The organism is Sphingobium sp. AS12, assembly GCF_019097845.1.
Classification (GTDB): Bacteria; Pseudomonadota; Alphaproteobacteria; order Sphingomonadales; family Sphingomonadaceae; genus Sphingobium.
Genome location: NZ_JAHRGM010000035.1, coordinates 207,591 through 226,106, shown reverse-complemented (window position 1 = coordinate 226,106; position 18,516 = coordinate 207,591). Strand labels below are relative to the sequence as shown.

General features: G+C 64.1%; 18 protein-coding genes. 7 read left to right on the top strand and 11 right to left on the bottom strand.

The features are described 5' to 3' along the window. Positions 1 to 11: 11 nt before the first annotated feature. Positions 12 to 1,784, bottom strand: coding sequence for a DNA helicase RecQ (gene recQ / locus KRZ98_RS14320; RefSeq protein ID WP_217674145.1), 1,773 nt, complete (start codon positions 1,782 to 1,784; stop codon positions 12 to 14). 186 nt (positions 1,785 to 1,970) lie between these two features. Here recQ and KRZ98_RS14315 point away from each other — a divergent pair, with 186 nt between their 5' ends. Continuing rightward, positions 1,971 to 2,687 (top strand): hypothetical protein, encoded by a 717-nt coding sequence (locus KRZ98_RS14315; RefSeq protein ID WP_217674144.1) that lies wholly within the window; start codon positions 1,971 to 1,973, stop codon positions 2,685 to 2,687. Positions 2,688 to 2,886: 199 nt separating this feature from the next. On the opposite strand, the gene KRZ98_RS14310 is transcribed toward KRZ98_RS14315, so the two are convergent. Further along, on the bottom strand, positions 2,887 to 3,207 hold the full coding sequence (locus tag KRZ98_RS14310) for a hypothetical protein (RefSeq protein WP_217674143.1): 321 nt from the start codon (positions 3,205 to 3,207) through the stop codon (positions 2,887 to 2,889). 38 nt (positions 3,208 to 3,245) lie between these two features. Here KRZ98_RS14310 and KRZ98_RS14305 point away from each other — a divergent pair, with 38 nt between their 5' ends. Beyond that, positions 3,246 to 4,370 (top strand): serine hydrolase, encoded by a 1,125-nt coding sequence (locus KRZ98_RS14305; RefSeq protein ID WP_217674142.1) that lies wholly within the window; start codon positions 3,246 to 3,248, stop codon positions 4,368 to 4,370. On the opposite strand, the gene KRZ98_RS14300 is transcribed toward KRZ98_RS14305, so the two are convergent. The 7 genes from KRZ98_RS14300 to KRZ98_RS14270 all read right to left on the bottom strand — a co-directional run bounded on the left by KRZ98_RS14300 (position 4,367) and on the right by KRZ98_RS14270 (position 11,527). Further along, a complete protein-coding gene (locus tag KRZ98_RS14300; RefSeq protein ID WP_217674141.1) occupies positions 4,367 to 5,155 on the bottom strand; it encodes a PhzF family phenazine biosynthesis protein in 789 nt (262 codons plus the stop codon). The two genes, KRZ98_RS14305 and KRZ98_RS14300, sit on opposite strands and share 4 nt — an antisense overlap. 81 nt (positions 5,156 to 5,236) lie before the next feature. Continuing rightward, the gene (locus KRZ98_RS14295; protein ID WP_217674140.1) at positions 5,237 to 7,018 is read right to left on the bottom strand and encodes an SLC13 family permease; all 1,782 of its coding nucleotides are present in this window, start codon (positions 7,016 to 7,018) and stop codon (positions 5,237 to 5,239) included. Positions 7,019 to 7,269: 251 nt separating this feature from the next. Further along, a complete protein-coding gene (gene aroC / locus KRZ98_RS14290; RefSeq protein ID WP_217674139.1) occupies positions 7,270 to 8,367 on the bottom strand; it encodes a chorismate synthase in 1,098 nt (365 codons plus the stop codon). Next, the gene (locus tag KRZ98_RS24595; RefSeq protein ID WP_368389835.1) at positions 8,364 to 8,729 is read right to left on the bottom strand and encodes an endonuclease domain-containing protein; all 366 of its coding nucleotides are present in this window, start codon (positions 8,727 to 8,729) and stop codon (positions 8,364 to 8,366) included. Before KRZ98_RS24595 ends, aroC begins: the two co-directional genes overlap by 4 nt. A gap of 117 nt (positions 8,730 to 8,846) precedes the next feature. Continuing rightward, positions 8,847 to 9,653: an enoyl-ACP reductase FabI gene (gene fabI / locus KRZ98_RS14280; protein ID WP_217674137.1), complete on the bottom strand. Its 807-nt coding sequence runs from the start codon at positions 9,651 to 9,653 to the stop codon at positions 8,847 to 8,849. Further along, on the bottom strand, positions 9,650 to 10,606 hold the full coding sequence (locus KRZ98_RS14275) for a YihY/virulence factor BrkB family protein (protein WP_217674136.1): 957 nt from the start codon (positions 10,604 to 10,606) through the stop codon (positions 9,650 to 9,652). Before KRZ98_RS14275 ends, fabI begins: the two co-directional genes overlap by 4 nt. A gap of 15 nt (positions 10,607 to 10,621) precedes the next feature. Next, entirely contained in the window at positions 10,622 to 11,527 is a 906-nt protein-coding gene (locus KRZ98_RS14270) for a DnaJ C-terminal domain-containing protein (protein WP_217674399.1), read from the bottom strand. 180 nt (positions 11,528 to 11,707) lie between these two features. On the opposite strand from KRZ98_RS14270, the gene KRZ98_RS14265 reads away from it, so the two are divergent. The 3 genes from KRZ98_RS14265 (at position 11,708) to KRZ98_RS14255 (ending at position 15,224) form a co-directional block, all read left to right on the top strand. Then, positions 11,708 to 13,051 (top strand): hypothetical protein, encoded by a 1,344-nt coding sequence (locus tag KRZ98_RS14265; protein WP_217674135.1) that lies wholly within the window; start codon positions 11,708 to 11,710, stop codon positions 13,049 to 13,051. 86 nt (positions 13,052 to 13,137) lie between these two features. Then, on the top strand, positions 13,138 to 13,713 hold the full coding sequence (gene pdxH, locus KRZ98_RS14260) for a pyridoxamine 5'-phosphate oxidase (RefSeq protein WP_217674134.1): 576 nt from the start codon (positions 13,138 to 13,140) through the stop codon (positions 13,711 to 13,713). 179 nt (positions 13,714 to 13,892) lie between these two features. Beyond that, positions 13,893 to 15,224, top strand: a complete 1,332-nt coding sequence (locus KRZ98_RS14255; RefSeq protein ID WP_217674133.1) for a dicarboxylate/amino acid:cation symporter — start codon at positions 13,893 to 13,895, stop codon at positions 15,222 to 15,224. A gap of 99 nt (positions 15,225 to 15,323) precedes the next feature. Here the strand turns inward: KRZ98_RS14255 and KRZ98_RS14250 are convergent, their stop codons facing one another. After that, on the bottom strand, positions 15,324 to 16,208 hold the full coding sequence (locus KRZ98_RS14250) for a bestrophin family protein (RefSeq protein WP_217674132.1): 885 nt from the start codon (positions 16,206 to 16,208) through the stop codon (positions 15,324 to 15,326). Between the two features lie 214 nt (positions 16,209 to 16,422). On the opposite strand from KRZ98_RS14250, the gene KRZ98_RS14245 reads away from it, so the two are divergent. Together KRZ98_RS14245 and KRZ98_RS14240 are read left to right on the top strand one after the other, a co-directional pair. Then, positions 16,423 to 17,661: a dicarboxylate/amino acid:cation symporter gene (locus KRZ98_RS14245; RefSeq protein ID WP_254798519.1), complete on the top strand. Its 1,239-nt coding sequence runs from the start codon at positions 16,423 to 16,425 to the stop codon at positions 17,659 to 17,661. Then, a complete protein-coding gene (locus tag KRZ98_RS14240) occupies positions 17,658 to 18,254 on the top strand; it encodes a Pr6Pr family membrane protein (RefSeq protein ID WP_217674130.1) in 597 nt (198 codons plus the stop codon). The genes KRZ98_RS14245 and KRZ98_RS14240 overlap by 4 nt, the downstream gene beginning before the upstream one ends. Here KRZ98_RS14240 and KRZ98_RS14235 read toward each other — a convergent pair. Continuing rightward, on the bottom strand, positions 18,251 to 18,430 hold the full coding sequence (locus tag KRZ98_RS14235) for a hypothetical protein (RefSeq protein WP_017181657.1): 180 nt from the start codon (positions 18,428 to 18,430) through the stop codon (positions 18,251 to 18,253). The two genes, KRZ98_RS14240 and KRZ98_RS14235, sit on opposite strands and share 4 nt — an antisense overlap. Positions 18,431 to 18,516: the final 86 nt, after the last annotated feature.

Genomic DNA, 18,516 nt, shown 5'->3' with positions numbered 1-18,516 from the left:
AGGATGTCGCGTTAAAGAAAGGGCCGGATCGCCGCCAGGAAAGCATCGCCCCAGGCATCGAGCTTTTTCTGGCCGACACCGCTGATCGTGCCGAGATCGCGCAAGCTGGTGGGGCGCTGTTCGGCCATTTCGCGCAGGGTCGAATCGTGGAAGATGACATAGGGCGGCACGCCCGCTTCCTGGGCCAGCTCGCGGCGGCAGGTGCGCAGCGCGTCGAACAGCGGATCGCCGACCGGATTGGCCTCCGCACCGTTGCGGGCGTTGCGCTTGCGGCGTTCGCGCCTGGGCGGCACGAGGATGCGGACTTCCTCCTCGCCACGCAGGATCGGCCGGGCATTGGGGCCGAGCATCAGCCCGCCATGTTCGGTCGTTTCCAGCGCGTCGCGCACCAGCAGCGCGCGCGACACCGGGCGCAGCAGCGCGGTTTCGTCGCCCGACACGATGCCATAGACCGAAATCCTGTCATGGCCGCGCTCGCGCAATTTGTCGGTGACGCCGCCGGTCAGCACCGCCTCGATATGGCCGGAGCCGAAACTTTGCCCGGTGCGATAGACGGCAGAGAGATATTTGCGCGCGGTTTCGGTGGCGTCGACGCTGGCGGGCGGCGAGAGGCAATTGTCGCAATTGCCGCAAGTCGCTGGCGGGGATTCGCCGAAATGGCGCAGCAGGATCGCGCGACGACAGGTGGCTGTCTCCACCAGTGCGCCGAGCGCGGCGATGCGGGTGCGCTCGCCCTGCTGGCGGGACGGGTCGAGTTCCATGATCCGCTGGCGGGCGCGGGCGAAATCCTCTGCGCCCCAAAAGAGATGCGCGACCGCCGGTTCGCCGTCGCGGCCCGCGCGGCCCGATTCCTGATAATAGCCCTCGATCGACTTGGGCAGGCCCGCATGGGCGACGAAGCGGACGTCGGGCTTGTCGATGCCCATGCCGAAGGCGACGGTGGCGACCATCACCATATCTTCGCTGGCGATGAAGGCGGCCTGGTTGCGGGCACGGACGGCGGGGTCGAGCCCTGCATGATAGGCGCGCACGGGGCGGCCGCCACGGCCCAGCGTTTCAGCCATTTTCTCGGTCGCGGCGCGGGTCTGGGCATAGACGATGCCGGGACCGGGATGGGTCGCGACCAGATCAGCGAGCTGGCTCGACAGGCCGTCGCGCGGATGAACGGCGTAGCGGATATTGGGCCGGTCGAAGCCGGAGATGATGAGGCCGTCGCGCGGGATGCCCAGCTGGACGAGAATATCATCGCGCGTGTGCGCGTCCGCCGTGGCAGTGAGGGCCAGGCGCGGAACGTCGGGAAATTCGTCGAGCAGCGGGCGCAGCAGGCGATAGTCGGGGCGGAAATCATGGCCCCATTCGGACACGCAATGGGCTTCGTCGATCGCGAACAGGGCGACCTTTGCCGAGCGGAGCAGGCTGCGAAACCCCTCCTGACTGGCGCGTTCGGGCGCGACATAGAGCAGGTCGAGATCGCCATTGCGGAGGCGATCCTGCGTTTCACGCCAGTCGGCATCCACGCTGGTCAGGCTGGCGGCGCGCAGGCCGACCGCATTCGCCGCGCGCAACTGGTCATGCATCAGCGCGATCAGTGGCGATACGACGACGCAGCAGCCGTCCAGCGCCGCCGAGGGCAATTGGTAGCAGAGCGACTTGCCCGCCCCGGTCGGCATGATCGCCAGCGTCGGCAACCCCGCCATGACGCGGCCAACCACCTGCTCCTGCACCCCGCGAAAGGCAGGAAAGCCGAATATGTCGTGGAGAAGGGTGGGAATGGCGGGCCGCATCGCATGGCCTCTAGCGGCTGAGGCGCGGGGGGGCCAGTGGGTGTTGCGTTATGAGGGTGCGGAGCGGTCAAACGATGGGTGGGTGGCGGACTGGCGGCTTTGCGCAGTGATATGTCCAAAAGCTGACATAGCGTCTGATGCAGAACCTAGATTGCGGTGCAAAGCGTTGTCGTTCATGATTCGTGAATGACCGGCGGTTCCACATTCCAAGACTTCTTCACGCAGACGATGGGCGAGTTCGGCACTGTCCCTAAGCGTGGGCTGATCTACGTCGCAATAGCGGGCGCGCTATCTGCTATCACGGACCTAGTTCAATGGGGGGCTGGCGCGAAATTTTCCGAATGGAATTACGCCCTTCTAGCTGTTGCCATATTGCCTTGGCTCGCAGCGGCATATGCTACGACAATGACAATGGTTGAGAAGCCATCATCCGTGGTTGGCTTCGTCAAGTTCGCAGTCGTTACGATCCTGACCTTTGTGCCGATATTATCTAGCTTGGCCGTTCTGGTTTATGCATCTGGCGCTGGCGCTCACGACGGCCTGACCATTTCGACCGTTATCGCGTTGTTTCTTGCAGGCTTGCTATTTGTAGCTTTCCTGCCCGCTTGGCCGATAGCGCAGGCGATTTCGACGCGGTTGGTAAGCCCGATGCGGATCGTCAAGGCAACGAAGGGCTATCGTTGGTCGCTGATATTGGTGTTGTTCGCAGCTAGTAGCGTAAACAAACTCGTGCCTAGCATGTCGTCCGCTACGAACGTCGGTGAAGCGATTGCTCTAGCGTTGTGTGGTGCCGTCGTTGCCGCTGCAACGTTGGTCCTAACTGCTAGTATCGCCGTCACGGCATGGAAGTTTGCTGCGCGGCGGGACGCCAGCCTTGCCCCAACTGTGAGCGTCAGCTTTTGAAAGTGTCGCAGCATATACTAAACGGCAAAAACTGGTCGCTTCCAGTCATCCTCCCCTCCCCTTCAGGGGAGAGGTCAGGGGTGGGGCTTCGCCGCAAGACATGACCTGAGAGGCACCGCCCCACCCCAACCCCTCCCCTAAAGGGGAGGGGCTTTAAAGTCGCTTCTGATCACTGCCGGACCTTCAAAAAACGTCCGCTTCATTCCACAGGGTCGAGCAGGCAGCCCCAGCCGGGGCGGAAACGGGCGGTGCGGGTGGCCATGAGCGGGACGCTGGCATCGACAGCCTTGTCCTCTGGCCGATCGGTCAGCCGGACCAGGGCCATGCCCGGTTCCTTGTCATCGGTGCAACTGCCCATGGCGCGCCCTTCGACATAGCGACAGGAACAGGTCAGCCGCGCGCCATAGGCAGCGCCCAGCCGGGCCTGATCGCGCAGGCTGTTCCAGTGCCAGCCAAGCGCAACGAGCAGCGACAGACAGAGCGCAAGGGCAAGATAAATGATCGACCGGCGACCCGGCATATTCCCGACTCGGTTGAGGATGGCTAAGGCCGCGGCTTATGAAGAGGGAATGGAACAGCGTAAAGCGGCTTGGCCTGGGCGTGGCCCTGGCCGCGCTGGTCGGCGCGGGCGGGCTTTGGAGCGTGCGCGCGGCCGATCCGCAGCCGCTCTATCGCGTATCGCGCGACGCGGTGGTGGACGAGGCCGCGCTGCGCGCCGCGATCGACCCGCTGTTCGACGATAACGACATGGGCGACACGCGCGCCTTGCTGGTGATGCGCGACGGGCAGGTCATTGCGGAACGCTATGCGTCCGGTTTCGGCCCGGACACGAAATTGCTGTCCTGGTCGATCGCCAAGAGCGTGACGGCGGTGCTGGTCGGGCTGATGGTGTCGGACGGGCGGCTGGCGCTCGACGCACCCGTGCCGGTCGATGCGTGGCGCCAGCCGGGCGACCCGCGCGGGCGGATTACGCTGCGCCAGTTGCTGACGATGACGTCGGGGCTGGACCATGTCGAGGATGGCGATCCGCAGCCCGCTGGCGACACGGTGCGGATGCTGTTTGGCGACGGCGCACAGGATATGAGCGGCTTTGCCGAGGCCAAGCCGCTGGCCCATGCCCCCGGATCGACCTTTTCCTACTCGACCGGCAGCACCATGATCCTGACCGACCTGATGACGCGGATGCTGACCAACAGCGATGATCCCGATGCAAGGCGGCGAGCGATGCAGATGTTCATCGACGGCAGGCTGAAGGCGCCGGGCCAGTTGCCCAGCCTGACCCCGGAATATGACGCGGCAGGCACGATGATCGGCGGCAGCATCCTGCACATGACCGCGCGCGATTATGGCCGCTTTGGCGAATTGCTGCGCCGCCATGGCCGCAGCCCGACCGGGCACCAGATATTGCCCGAAAAATGGATCGACATCATGACCACGCCATCGGCGCGCAACCCGGCCTATGGCGCGCATCTGTGGCTCAACCGGGAAGGCAGCGAGAGCGCGCTGATGCCGGGACAGGCCCCCACAAGCCTGTTCGGCTGCGTGGGTCATAATGGGCAATATATACTGGTTTCCCCGTCGCAGCGGCTGACCATCGTGCGGATCGGCATGTCGCCGCACAAGGAACAGCGGGTCGCGGTCAAGACGGCGCTCGCCCGGCTGATCGGATTGTTTCCGGGCTAAAGCAGGAAGCGCCCTTCGATCACCGTCCGGCACCCGCCGGTCAGGATCACCCGGTCGCCCGCCAGCGTGCAGCCCAAGCGTCCGCCGCGGGCAGAGGCCTGCACCGCGCTGATAGCCGTCTTGCCCAGCCGCGCCGCCCAATAGGGGGTGAACAAACAATGGGCCGATCCGGTGACGGGATCTTCATCGACCCCGCCGCCGGGCACGAAAACCCGGCTGATGATGTCGCTATCGTCCCCAGGCGCGGTCGCCATCAGCAGCAGGTCGCCTGCCGGGCGGAGCGCGGCGAAATCGGGCGTCAGGGCGCGGATCGCGGCGGCGTCGCGATAGACGAACATGGCATAGCCACCGTCGCGCCAGCGCGTTTCCAGCACATCGCCGCCCATCCCCGCCGCCAGATCGGGCAACGGCTTGGCCTGCGTCTCCCATGCGGGCAGCGACAGTTCATAGCCCGCCCCGGCCCGCACGACCGTCAATATACCGGCATGGCGGGTGCGGAAACGGATCGTGTCCCGATCGCCGATCAGCACATGCCCGCTGGCGAGCGTGGCGTGGCCGCACAATTTGACCTCCACCGTCGGGGTGAACCAGCGCAGCGCATAGTCCGCATCCGGGTCATCCGGCGTCGGAATCGTGAAGGCGGTTTCGGAGAGGTTGTTCTCCGCCGCTATCCCCTGAAGCGTCGCATCGTCGAGCCACTGGTCGAGCGGCATGACGGCGGCGGGATTGCCGGTGAATGGCGCGTCGGCAAAGGCATCGACCTGGGTGAAGGGCAGGATGGGCATGGCGGGTTCCTTGATGGATAGAGCGCCGTGATGCCGGGCGCGCGGGCGGGCGAACAGGGCCGCCCGTGCGCGATTGGCCGCCTAGCCCAACAATACCAGCGCGCTGCACACCGCCAGCCCGACGATGATGTTGATCGGCACGCCGATCCGCACGAAATCGGCGAAGCGATAGTCGCCTGCCGCATAGACCAGCGCATTGGTCTGGTAGCCGATCGGGGTGGCGAAGCAGGCTGATGCGCCGATCATAAGGGCGATGACAAGCGGGCGCGGATCGACCCCCAATTGCTGTGCCAGCGCGATGGTGATCGGCGTGAGCAGTGCCGCCACCGCATTGTTGCTGAGCAGTTCGGACAATATGAGCGCGAAGAAATAGATGACGAATACCAGGGACCAGACCGGCACGACCGTCAGCAGCGGGGTGATCCAGCCGACCATCAGCGCCACGCTGCCCGCCCGTTCCAGCCCAAGACCGACCGCCAGCATCGCAAAGATCAGGATCAATACGTCGCCGTCGATCGCCGCCCAGGCTTCTTCCGGGTCGATGCAGCGGGTCACGAGGATGATGCCGACGGCGATGAAGGCCGCCATGCCGATGCCGATCATGTCGAGCGCCGACAGCAGCACGACCGCCGCCATCGCCGCCATGGCGATCCACGCCTTGTTCCGGCGGAAGGCGCGGGTGCGGCTGATGTCGACACCGATCAGGTGGGGATTGTCCTTGAGCGAGCGGATTGCGTCGTCGCTACCCGCGATCAACAGCCGGTCCGCGCCGCGCACCCGCGCTTCGGCCAGCGCAGGGCCGGGCAGATGGCGCGACCGGTGGATGCCGATGATGCGGACGCGCAGGGCATGGAGGAAGGGAATGTCCAGCAACCGCTCCCCGATGGAAGGGTGGCTGGGGGCGACCATCGCTTCGATCACTGTGCCTTCGCGCGCCGATGTGCTGGAATCGGCGGCCACGCCCAGATCGAACCCGCCTGATTCGCGCAGCGTCATGATGGCGGTGCCGTCGGCGCGGACGATCAGCCGGTCGCCGGAGCGCAATTCTTCTGTCAATATCTCGCGCCGTCGTATCTCGCCGCCGCGCTTGAGGCCGAGCAAGACGACCGAGGGGCTGAAGAGGCCCAGCGCGCCAATCTCGCGCCCGATCAGTTCGCTATCCTGCGGCACCACCAGTTCGGTGAGATAATCCTGCACCGTGCCGCCGGTTTCTCCGCTGATCGCGGGCGGATCGCTGGGCAGCAGGAAGGACAGGCACAGCAGCGCGACGATGCCCGCCGCCGCACCCGCAAGGGCGTAAGGGGTGATGTCAAAGATACCGAAGGATTCCATCCCCTGTTCAGCGGCGATGCCCGCGACGATGAGGTTGGTCGATGTGCCGATCAAGGTGAGGCAACCGCCCAGCACCGCGATCGTGTTCATCGGGATGAGCAATTTCTTGACCGGATAGCCGGTTGCCTGCGCCAGTTTGAACATGATCGGGATCAGCAACACGACGACGGGCGTATTGTTGAGGAATGCCGACAGCACAGCCGCGCCAAGCGCGACTTCAGCCAAAGCCAGCCGGGGATGCTTTTTGGCGCGCGCCATGATGATGTCGGCAACGCGATTGATCACACCGGTGCGGATCAGCGCACCCGACAGCACGAACATCGCCCCGACGGTCAGCGGCGCGCTGTTGGAAAAGACGGAGAAGAGCGATTTTTCGTCGAGCAGGCCGAGCAGGGCAAAGGCGCAGGCGCCTACCACCGCGATCACCGTGGGCGAATAGCGTTCGCGCACGAAGGCGATGAACATAAGTGCCAGGATGAACAGACCGATTTCCGCGCGATACACGCCCAGCAGCGCGGTGATGAAGTGCATGGCCCGTTTCCCCCCTGATCGCGTCGGTCGCGCCTCAACAAGGCCAAACGAAATGGGCCAGCCATGGTTGCATGGCTGGCCCGTATCGCGGCGGTATGGGGACGTTTTGTCGTCATGTCCGCGCCATGCGTGGTGACGTTCCCCAGGCTTACGCTCTGCCGCTGGCCCTGTGGCGGGCCTGGGACAGAGCCTATCCTAAATTTGCCGAGTCGTCTCGCATTTTCGGCGCAGGATCGCTTCGCTTTGGCGCGTCAGTCGGTTTCGGGGCGTTCGCCGCATTGGGCGCGGTGGAGCAGTTTCTGGTCGGCCAGCACCAGCGCCATCATCGCTTCGACCACCGGCACCCCGCGAATGCCGACGCAGGGGTCATGGCGGCCCTTGGTGATGATGTCCGACGCCGCGCCTTCGCGCGTGACGGTTTCGACCGGGATCAGGATCGAGCTGGTCGGCTTGAACGCAACACGGACCTTGACCGGCTGACCGGTGGAAATGCCGCCGGCGATGCCACCGGCATGGTTGGCGAGGAAGATGGGGCCGTCATTGCCCCCGTCCAAAGCAGGCCGCATCGGATCGGCATTCTGCTCGCCGCGCAGGCTGGCGGCGGCAAACCCGTCGCCAATCTCGACACCCTTGACCGCGTTGATGCTCATCATCGCGCTGGCCAGTTCGCTGTCCAGCTTGGCATAGAGCGGCGCGCCCCAGCCCGCCGGAACGCCCGACGCAATACATTCGACCACCGCGCCCAGCGACGAGCCGTCGAGTCGGGCTTCGTCGACCAGCTTTTCCCAGCGCACCGCCGCCTGCGCATCCGGGCAGAAGAAGGGATTTTGTCCGATCAGCGCCGGATCGAAATTGTCATAGTCGATGGCATCGCCGCCAATGGCGCTGACATAGGCGAAAATATCGACTTCGGGGATCACCGCACGGGCGACCGCGCCCGCCGCCACCCGGCTCGCCGTCTCGCGCGCGGACGACCGCCCGCCGCCGCGATAGTCGCGGAACCCATATTTGGCGTCATAGGCATAGTCGGCATGGCCGGGGCGATAGGCCTTGGCGACGTCCGAATAATCTTTCGATCGCTGGTCGGTATTTTCGATCATCAGGCTGATTGGGGTGCCGGTGGTCCGCCCTTCAAACACGCCCGACAGGATGCGGACCTCATCCGCTTCGCGCCGCTGGGTGGTGAATTTGGACGTGCCGGGCTTGCGCAGGTCGAGCCAGGGCTGGATATCGGCTTCGCTCAGGTCCAGCCCCGGAGGGCAGCCATCGACGACCGCGCCGATCGCAGGACCATGGCTCTCGCCCCAGGTGGTGAAGCGGAACATACGACCGAATGTGTTGAAACTCATATTCCCCTCTCCCCTGGGGGGAGAGGGAGGGCCCCGCCCGGCGCAGCCGGGTGGGAGGGTGAGGGGTTTTGGCGCGCCGTCATCAATATTGTCTCCAACACCCCATCGATATTGCTCAACACATCCGCATTGGCGAAACGGACGATGCGGAAGCCTTCTCGTGCCAGTCGTTCCGACCGATGCCGGTCGGCTGCTTCCCTAACGGCATGGTCATCGCCGTCAACTTCGATGACCAGACTGAGATCGGCGCAATAGAAATCCGCGATATAATCGACCAGCCAGACCTGTCGCCGGAATTTTAGGCCTGCAAGCTGACGGCTGCGCAATCTGACCCAGAGCCGCCTCTCCGGCTCGGTCGGCATTGCGCGAACCCGCTTCAGCGAGTCTGGCGTTGCAGGATCAGATCGCTTCATTCCCCTCACCCTCCCACCGCTTCGCGGCGGGCCCCTCCCTCTCCCCTGAAGGGAGAGGGTCAGTTGTCACTTATCCAGCGCGATATCCGGGGCGTCCTCGGCCTTCATGCCGATGACGTTATAGCCGGCATCGACATGGTGGATTTCGCCGGTCACTCCCGACGCCAGATCGGACAGGAGGTAAAGGCCCGCGCCGCCCACATCCTCGATCGTGACGTTGCGGCGCAGCGGCGAATTCAGCTCGTTCCATTTGAGGATGTACCGGAAATCGCCGATGCCGCTGGCGGCGAGCGTCTTGATCGGCCCGGCGGAGATGGCGTTCACGCGGATATTTTCTGGTCCCAGATCCATCGCCAGATATTTGACGCTGGTTTCCAGCGCCGCCTTGGCCACGCCCATGACGTTATAATGGGGGATGACCTTTTCCGCGCCATAATAGCTCAGCGTCAGGATGCTGCCGCCATTGGGCATCAGCGCGCGCGCGCGGCGGGTGACTGCCACGAAACTGTAAGCGGACACGTTCATGGTCAGCAGGAAATTTTCCAGGCTGGTGTCGACATAGAGGCCGCGCAGCTCATTCTTGTCGGAAAAGCCGATCGCATGAACCACGAAATCCAGCCCGCCCCAGCGCGCCTCAATCTCCGCAAAGGCAGCGTCCAGCTTGTCCATGTCGGTGACGTCGCAGTCGATCAGAAAGTCTGATCCGACCTGCTCTGCCAATGGCCGGACCCGCTTGGCCAGCGCGTCGCCCTGATAGGAGAAAGCCAGTTCCGCGCCCTGTTCATGCAGCGCTTTCGCAATGCCCCAGGCCAGCGACTTGTCATTGGCCAGGCCCATGATGAGGCCACGCTTTCCTGCCATCAAGCCGTTCATATCGTCGTTCCATTCCCTTGGGTGTCCGGCTCTGCGGCCTCTTCCTCTTCGGGAAATTCCGCCAGCGCCGCATTCAGTTCCGCGCCAATTACCACGCCAAGCCCGACGAGAAAGAAAAAAATGAGCGTGATCATGACGCCCGCCAGACTGCCATAGGTGCGGTCATATCCGCCCAGCAGCGACAGGGTGGGCGGCAGCAGCAAGGTGGTTGCATACCACCAGAGCGATGTGGCGACGGCGCCGGGCCATTTGGGAAAGCGGCGATCCTTGTACAGGGTCGGCGTCAGCGACACGAACAAGGACCAGAGCGCGATGCAGACGATGCCCATCGGCACCAGCTTGGCCGACGCCACCAGCGCGATCGCATCGTCGGCCCAGGGCAATATCTGTTGCAGAAACTGGTCGATGCCGGTGATCACAACCTGCAACGAGAAAGCGAACATCACCGCGACGACGCTGACGAGGGTGATGCCAACCGCGCCCAGCCGGTATCGCCAGAAGGGCTTGGTGCTTTTGGTGCCGTAGGCGCGGCGGAGAATGTCGCGGATCGTTTCAATCAGGCTGCCCACGGTCCACAGGCCGACCAGCGCGCCCAGCCACAGCAGGGGGCCGGAGCGGGCGGCCAGCACATCGTTGATCGGCTGGCGCACGACCTCCGCCACTCCGCTCGGCACGGTGGTCAGGAAGGCGTTGACCGCCTGCACCCCGTCCTGCGTCCGGCCAAAGATGCTGGCCACTGCCGCTGCGACGATGAAGAAGGGGAACAGCGTCATCAGCGAGAGATAGGCAAGGTTCCCGGCATGGATGAACCCGTCGCTATAGGTGCCGACCGCGACCCGCTTGAAAATCTCGAACGGGTGCGATCCGGGGCGGACGCGGTTGATTTGGCGGTGGATATGACCCGCCATCCGGTGGCGACGGGATTCAGGGGAGAGGGGCGAAGGCATGGGCATTCGCCCGATAACGCCCTAGACGCCCAGATGGGCGCGAACCGCCCGCCGGTCCTGCCAATTTTCCACCAGCGCCTGGATCGCCGGATCATCGGCGGGGACGTCGACCATCAGGGTGACGAGCTGGTCGCCGCGCGTGCCGTCCTTGCCGGTAAAGCCCTTGCCGCGCAGCCGCAGCGTCTTGCCCGACGCGGTGCCGGCGGGCACGCCCAGCATCACCGGGCCATCGACGGTCGGCACCTTGACCTTGCCGCCCCTGACCGCTTCGTCCAGCGTGATCGGCAGGTCGAGCCGCACATTGTCGCCGTCGCGGTTGAAGAAGGGGTGCGGGCGCAGCTCGATCGTAACGATCGCGTCGCCCGCGCCGCCCGGTCCCTGCTGCCCCTTGCCCGACAGGCGCATCTGCGTGCCGTTTTCGACCCCGGCTGGCAGCTTCAGGTCGATGGTCTTGCCATCCTGCAAGGTGATCCGCTGCGGCGCCAATATGGCCGCGTCGGCAAATTGCACCGCCAGCCGGTAGGCGACGTTGGCACCCCGCGGTTGCGGTGCCTGACGGCCAAAGCCGCCGCCCGCGCGACGCCCCGCACCGCCGAACAATCCTTCGAAAATATCGCCGAAATCAGCGCCGCCGGTCTCAAAACCGCCCGGCTGGCCGCGAAAACCGCCACCACCACCGCCGCCAAAACCGAAGGGCGCGGTCGGATTGCCATCCGCGTCAATTTCCCCCCGGTCGAAACGGGCGCGCTTGTCCTTGTCGGACAGTAGATCATAGGCGTTGGTCGCGGCGGAAAATTTCTCCGCAGCCTTCGGATTGTCCCGATTCTTGTCGGGATGCAATTCCTTGGCCAGCTTGCGATAGGCGGACTTGATCTCCGCGTCGGTCGCGCCGCGCGCGACGCCCAATGTGGAATAGGGATCGGCCATCATCTTACCTGTTGCGAAAAAGCATCACTTGGCGACTATGTGGCGGAGGATCGCGCGACATTCAAGCAATGGATGCGCGCCAAGCCCCCCATAACCCTGATGGGGTATGCGCCCCGTCCCACCAATTGCTAGCCGCCGCCTGTCTCGCGTGGGGAATGCGAGTATTTTGGGGGTTAAATCATGTTTCAGAAATTTGCATGGGGTGCCGTGGCCGCCCTGTCGATGCTCGGCTCGATCGCGACCAGCGCGCAGGCGCAGGTCGGCCCGCCACCGCCAACGCCGCAGCAGCTCGACCAGCTGGAAAGCCTGTTCCGCATCGGCGTGACGCTGGGTCTGCCAGGCGGCCTTACCCGAACCGACAGCTATGGCCTGGACATCGCCAATGACGGCCAGGATTTCATGAATCCGCAGCGTTTGCGCGAGCGTTATGGCGCGCAATATAATGATCTGCTGCCGGTCAGCGGCGTCATCGATTTTCGCGGCCTACCCATCTACGGCTTTTACGACGCCAACAGCTCGGTATTCCGCATCTCCATCCCTGCGCTCGATGCGGAAGGCGAAACCTACCAGAACCGCTTTAACGGGGTGACGCGCCAGTCTTCCTACGACCTGTTCAACGAATATCTGGACGAAGTCGACAGCGCCGAAGCCGAGCGGCTCGTGCGCCTGCTGCTCAAATCGCTGGCGCGCTATTCGCCGGTCGATCCGCTCGCGGGCAACCCCGGTTCGGTGCAGAGCGGCCTGATCCGCTCCAGCCTGGACCTGTCGTCGGGCGATTCGGCGATCGAACAGGCAGCCAATGGCGGCACCAACACGGCGGGCGACCCGTGGATCGTCGGCGCCAATTATAGCGGCGGTTCGTCGGATGGCGGCCGCTATGACTTCATGCGCGTGGACGGCCGGATTGCGCGCAGTTTCCGCCTGAGCGAAGGCGGCCGCGCTCTGCTGAAATTCGACCTGCCGGTCAGCTATTCCGAAGTGAACGGCGCGCGCGCCGCGACTGCCCAGTTCGGCGTCGGCGTCGAATTTCCGCTGATCGCGCAGCGCTGGTCGCTCGAACCGCGGATCGGCTACGGCATCACCGGGTCGGATCAGCTCGGTTCGCTCGGCCATATGATCTCCACCACGGTGGCCAGCCGCTATGTGCTGGACGGCCTGGGTCGGGGTCGGCTGATCATCGGCAATATGATCGGCTACACATCGACGATGAGCACCGGATTTACCGGCTATAATGTCAATCCGGGCCTGAAGAACTGGGCATTCCGCAACGGGCTGGCCTATGACCTGCCGCTCAAGTTCCGCGGGTTCGGACGCAATACGTCGGTGCGGGCCAGCTATGCGCTGACCAACTATAGCGGCGACAAGCTTTATTATAACACATTCCACGAAATGACCCTGTCGCTGGGCATCAGGGGTCGCGAAGAATCGGCCCGCAACGCCCGCGACCTCATCCGGCTGAACTTCAACCTGATCAAGGCTGGCGACTATACCAGCTGGTCGGCGGGTCTGGGCTTCCGCTTCTGAGGATGTGAGGGGGTGTCGCGCCGGCACCCCCTCCCCTTCGGTCAGCCCGTATCGACAGGGCCGCGTCCCGCCCCTAAAGACCGGGCATGACCGATCCCTTTGCCCTGTTCGACGACTGGTACGCCCAGGCGCGCGAGAGTGAAATCAACGACAGCAACGCCATGGCGCTCGCCACAGCCGATGCCGACGGCCATCCGTCGGTGCGGATGGTGCTGCTGAAAGGGCACGGCCCGGACGGCTTTGTCTTTTACACCAATTTCGAGGGGCGCAAGGCGGGCGAGTTGCTGGCCAATCCCCATGCTGCCTTGCTGTTCCACTGGAAATCGGCGCGGCGGCAGATCAGGATCGAAGGCCCGGTCGGCCCGGTCGATGATGCGACCGCCGATGCCTATTTTGCGACCCGCAGCCGCGACAGCCAGCTGGGTGCCTGGGCATCCGACCAGTCCCGCCCCCTGCCCGACCGCCAGACATTCATGGACCGGTATGAAGCTGAACGGGCGCGGTTCGAGGGTGGGCCGGTGCCACGCCCACCGCACTGGTCGGGCTTTTGCGTAACGCCGCAGCGGATCGAATTCTGGCAGGATCGCGAACATCGCCTGCATGAACGACGGCTGTTCACCCGCGCGGGCGATGGCTGGAGCGAAGGCCTGCTCTACCCTTAAGCGCTTCTGACGCCACCATTTCGGACGAAGCGAGGCGCGGAAAGCGTGCGCTTGTTCGTCTATGCTGATGCCCCCCTGACGCGCGCCGATTGCCGGTGGCCCATGGGCCTGTTAGGTGTCGGCCTGACAGACGTAAAAGAAGCGCGGAGCTTTGGCTCCTGCGGCCTAGAGGGACACGGATGCGTAACAGACTGACGGCCTTCATTCTCACCGGCATGGTCCTGGGGGTGATTGTAGGCTTCGCAGCCAATCTGTGGGTTGGCAGCGACAAGACGCTGGCCAAGGATGTGGCTGGCTATTTCCACCTGCTGGCCGACATATTTCTCCACCTGATCAAGATGATCATCGCGCCGCTGGTTTTCTCAACGCTGGTCGCGGGAATCGCCCATATGGGCGACAGCGCGGCGCTGGGGCGGATCGGCGGGCGGGCGCTCGCCTGGTTCGTGATCGCCAGCCTGATTTCGCTGACCTTGGGCCTGATCTTCGTCAATTTCTTTGCGCCGGGCGAAGGGCTGAACCTGGTCCGGTCGGGCGCTGAATCGGGCGTGAATACCGAAGCGCTCAATTTCCGCGACTTCATCCTCCATGTCTTTCCGACCTCCATGGTCGGCGCGATGGCGGACAATTCGATCCTTCAGATCGTCGTATTCTCGCTGTTCGTCGGCGTCGCGCTGACCGCGATCGGGGAGAAGGGCAAGCCGGTCGTCACCGTCATCGAATCGATGGTCGAACTGATGTTGCAGGTGACAGGCTATGTCATGCGCGTCGCGCCTTTCGCCGTGTTCGGGGCGCTGGCGTCGGTCGTGACGACCGAGGGGCTGGGCGTGCTGGTCACCTTTGGTGAGCTGATCGGTGAATTCTATATTGCGCTGGGGGCGCTCTGGCTGCTGCTGTTCGCGGCGGGATCGATATTCCTGGGCAAGCGGATGTTCACGCTGATCCGCTATGTCCGCGAACCGATATTGATCGCCTTCTCCACTGCCTCGTCTGAAGCCGCCTATCCCAAGATGCTGGAGCAACTCGACCGCTTCGGCGTGCCGCGGCGCATCTACAGCTTCGTGCTGCCGCTGGGCTACAGCTTCAACCTGGACGGGTCGATGATGTATTCGACCTTCGCGACCATCTTCATCGCGCAGGCCTATGGCATCGACCTGCCGATCGCGACCCAGATCACGATCCTGCTGGTGCTGATGGTGACCAGCAAGGGCATCGCCGCCGTGCCGCGCGCCAGCCTTGTCGTGGTCGCGGCCACGCTGGGCCAGTTCGACCTGCCGGTCGAGGGCGTCGCCTTCATCCTGGCGGTCGATCATTTCATGGACATGGGCCGCACCGCCACCAACGTGCTGGGCAACGCCATCGCCACGTCGGTCATCACCAAATGGGAAGGGATGCTGGAGGTCGAGGAGCCGATCGACGTGCCGCATCCAAAGGCACCGGCGCATACCGTCGCGCATGGCCGCGCCGGGCTGGAGCTGGCCCCCGACATGGTGGATGACGAGCGGAAGGGGTAATATTTCCTCCGTTCGTTTCGAGCGAAGTCGAGAAACGAGAAGCGCTCGCCTAACGGCTTCTCGACTTCGCTCGAAGCGAACGGATATTTCCGAGTTTCTCTACCACAACACCCCGCGCGCGGGCCTCAGCGGTTCCGGTGCGGGGTCGCCGATGGACTGGAGCAGGTCGATCTCGATCGTGCGGCACATGGCGTTGAGCGATACGTCATGGACCGTGTTGGCGAAGGGATCGACCAGATCGTCGCCGATCCGCAACACCGCCAGGAACATGAGGCCCGCCACGGTTGACCCCAAAGGCGTCGCCAGCCCCAGAGTCTCGACCAGCCCGATCGGCAGGAAGAGGCAGAAAAGATGGGTGAAGATAGTCGGCAGATAGCGATATTGCACCGGCAGCGGCGTATTTTTGAGACGCTCCATCCCGCCCTGCGCATTGGCGATGTCGACCAGCACCGCCTCCATCTGGGTCTGCTGGATCGTGTCGATCCACCCTTCACGCCGGGCGATGTCGATACGCCGCCCGGTGCTGTCGAGCAGGCCGTTGGCCGCATTGGTGCGGGCCAGCGCCAGCCCCTTGTCCTTTTCCTCCAGAAATCGGGTGACATCGTCATCGATCGGCAGCCGCCGCAACTGGCAGCGCAGCGCGTTGACATAGGCGATCTGGCGCTTGACGATTTCGCGCTTCAAATCGCGTCCTTCGGGATCGGGCAGGAAATTGCGGGTCGCGCGCGCCAGGCTGCGCGACGCGTTGATCATCGCCCCCCACAGGGTGCGCCCTTCCCACCAGCGCTGATAGGCCGAATTGGACCGGAACCCCAGGAACAAAGCCAGCGCGGTGCCGAAGATGGTCAGTGGCAGTTCGGGCGCCTTGAACGGCAGCACATAATAGGTGATCGTGACGGCACAGTCCCACACGAACAATAACGTCAGCGGCTTCCACACTTCCGTCGCCATGCGGCGCAGACTGGGTACGGGATCGACGATCATGCGGGTCTCCAAAGGATAGGACCGCGCCAACGCAAGAGGCGCGGAAAAGCTCCCTCGATGCTATAGCGAAATGACTGGCTTTTGGTGCAACTTGCAGCCGTGCCGGACCGTTGGACAGCTACGGTAACATGAGGACAGGCGATTGACCGGCACAAGCCCCGAACCAAGCGCTGAAACCGGCACAAGGACTGCGGCGGTATCGCTCCAGTGGCAGATGCTGGCCGGGTTCGTCATCGGGCTGGTGGTCGGCCTTGCCGTCTATATGACCGCGCCGGATGCGCGCTGGGTCGATCATGTCACCACCTATGTCACTGGGCCGATCGGCCAGATTTTCCTGCGCCTGCTGTTCATGCTGGTCATCCCGCTGCTGGTGTCGGCGCTGATCGTCGGGATTGCCGAGATGGGGGAGATTCGCGCCCTGCGCCGCGTGGGGCTGCGCACATTAGTCTATACACTGGTCGTGTCGGCGATTGCTGTGGCGGTCAGCCTGCTGGTGGTCGACCTGTTGCGGCCGGGCGCAGGGATCGACCCGGCCATGGCACGGGCGATGCTGAGCGAGGCAGGACCGGGCGCGCAGGCGATAGTGAGCCGGGGCAGTGACGCGCCGCAGGGGATGGCCGCCTTCATCGCAATCGTCCCCGACAATATCGTCGCGGCCATGGCGGGCAACGACATATTGGCGGTGATGGTCTTTGCCCTGTTTTTCGGCATCGGGCTGATGCTGGTGCGCACGCCGCAGACCCAATTGCTGCTAAGCGCGATGGAAGGCGTGCTGGCGGTGACGATGCGGCTGATGGGGCTGGTCATTCGCCTGGCCCCGATTGCCATCGCCTGCTTCATGTTCAACCTGGCCGCGCATTTCGGCTGGGACTTGCTGATCCGTCTGTCCGCCTATGTCGGCGTGGTGCTGCTGGCGCTGGCGATCCAGATGTTTGGCGTCTATTCGCTGCTGATCGCCTTCATAGCCAAACGATCGCCTTGGCGCTTCTTCGCCTCGGTGCAGGAGGCGACGGTCATGGCCTTTGCCACCGCATCCTCCAACGCGACCCTGCCCACCGCCTTGCGCGTGGCGGAAGAGGAGTTGCGCCTGCCCCGCCGCATCGCCCGCTTCGTCCTGACCATCGGCGCGACCGCCAACCAGAATGGCACGGCGATGTTCGAGGGGATCACGGTGATCTTCCTCGCCCAGTTTTTCAGCATCGACCTCAGCATCGCCCAACAGGTCATGGTGATGATGATGTGCATTTTGGGCGGCATCGGTACAGCGGGCGTGCCGGCGGGATCGCTGCCCGTGGTGGCGATGATACTGGGCATGGTCGGCATCCCCCCTGAAGGGATCGGGCTGGTGCTCGGCGTCGACCGGCTGCTCGACATGTGCCGCACCGCGCTGAACGTAACCGGCGATCTGGTCGCGGCGACGGTGATCGCGGCAGGTGAGGAGGATCGGGCATGACGGCAAGGATAGCGGCGGCGATCGTGGCCCTTGTCGCAATGGCCGGGCTGGTCGTGCAATTCGCAGCGACGCTCGATCAGACCGGGTCGGTTGCGGGCACGCTCTGGACATTGCTGCGCTACTTCACGGTGCTGACCAATCTGCTCGTCGCGCTGGCCTTTGGCTGGGCTGCGATCGGTGGGCGACCGCATCCGCGCCGATTTGCAGGCGTCATGCTGGCGATCCTGTTGGTCGGGATCATCTATGGCTTGCTGCTGCGCGGACTGTTGACTTTGAGCGGCGGTGCGCTGCTCGCCGATACGCTGCTGCACAAGGTGACGCCCGTGCTGGTCCCCTTGTGGTGGATCGCCTTTGCGGTGCGAGGCCAGTTGCGATGGCGCGATGCATGGGGATGGACGCTGTTTCCCGCGCTCTATTTGCCCTATGCTTTGCTGCGCGGCATGGCGGAGGGACGCTATGCCTATCCGTTCATCGACGTCGCGAAGCTCGGCATCGGCACGGTGCTGGTCAATGCGGTGCTGATCGCGATAGGCTTCGTCGCGGCGGGCCATGCGCTGGTCTGGATCGATCGGCGCATGGCGCAGCGCCGTTAACGCAGTTTGGCGATGTTCAGACCGTCTTCCTTGGCACGGGCCTTGGTCGATTCCTCGGTCCGGGTCAGCGCCTTGGCGATAGCCTTGAGGCCCATACCCTTCTTCGCCAGCAGGTGCAGCTTCTGGATTTCATCCTGAGTCCAGGGCTGCCTATGCCGTTCGAATTTCTCGGCCATTTATTTTCCTTCGGAAAGACCGCACCGGCCCGCTCCCCCACCCGGCCACCCACAGAATATCCTGATTGGGCGGCCGGGTGGGGGAG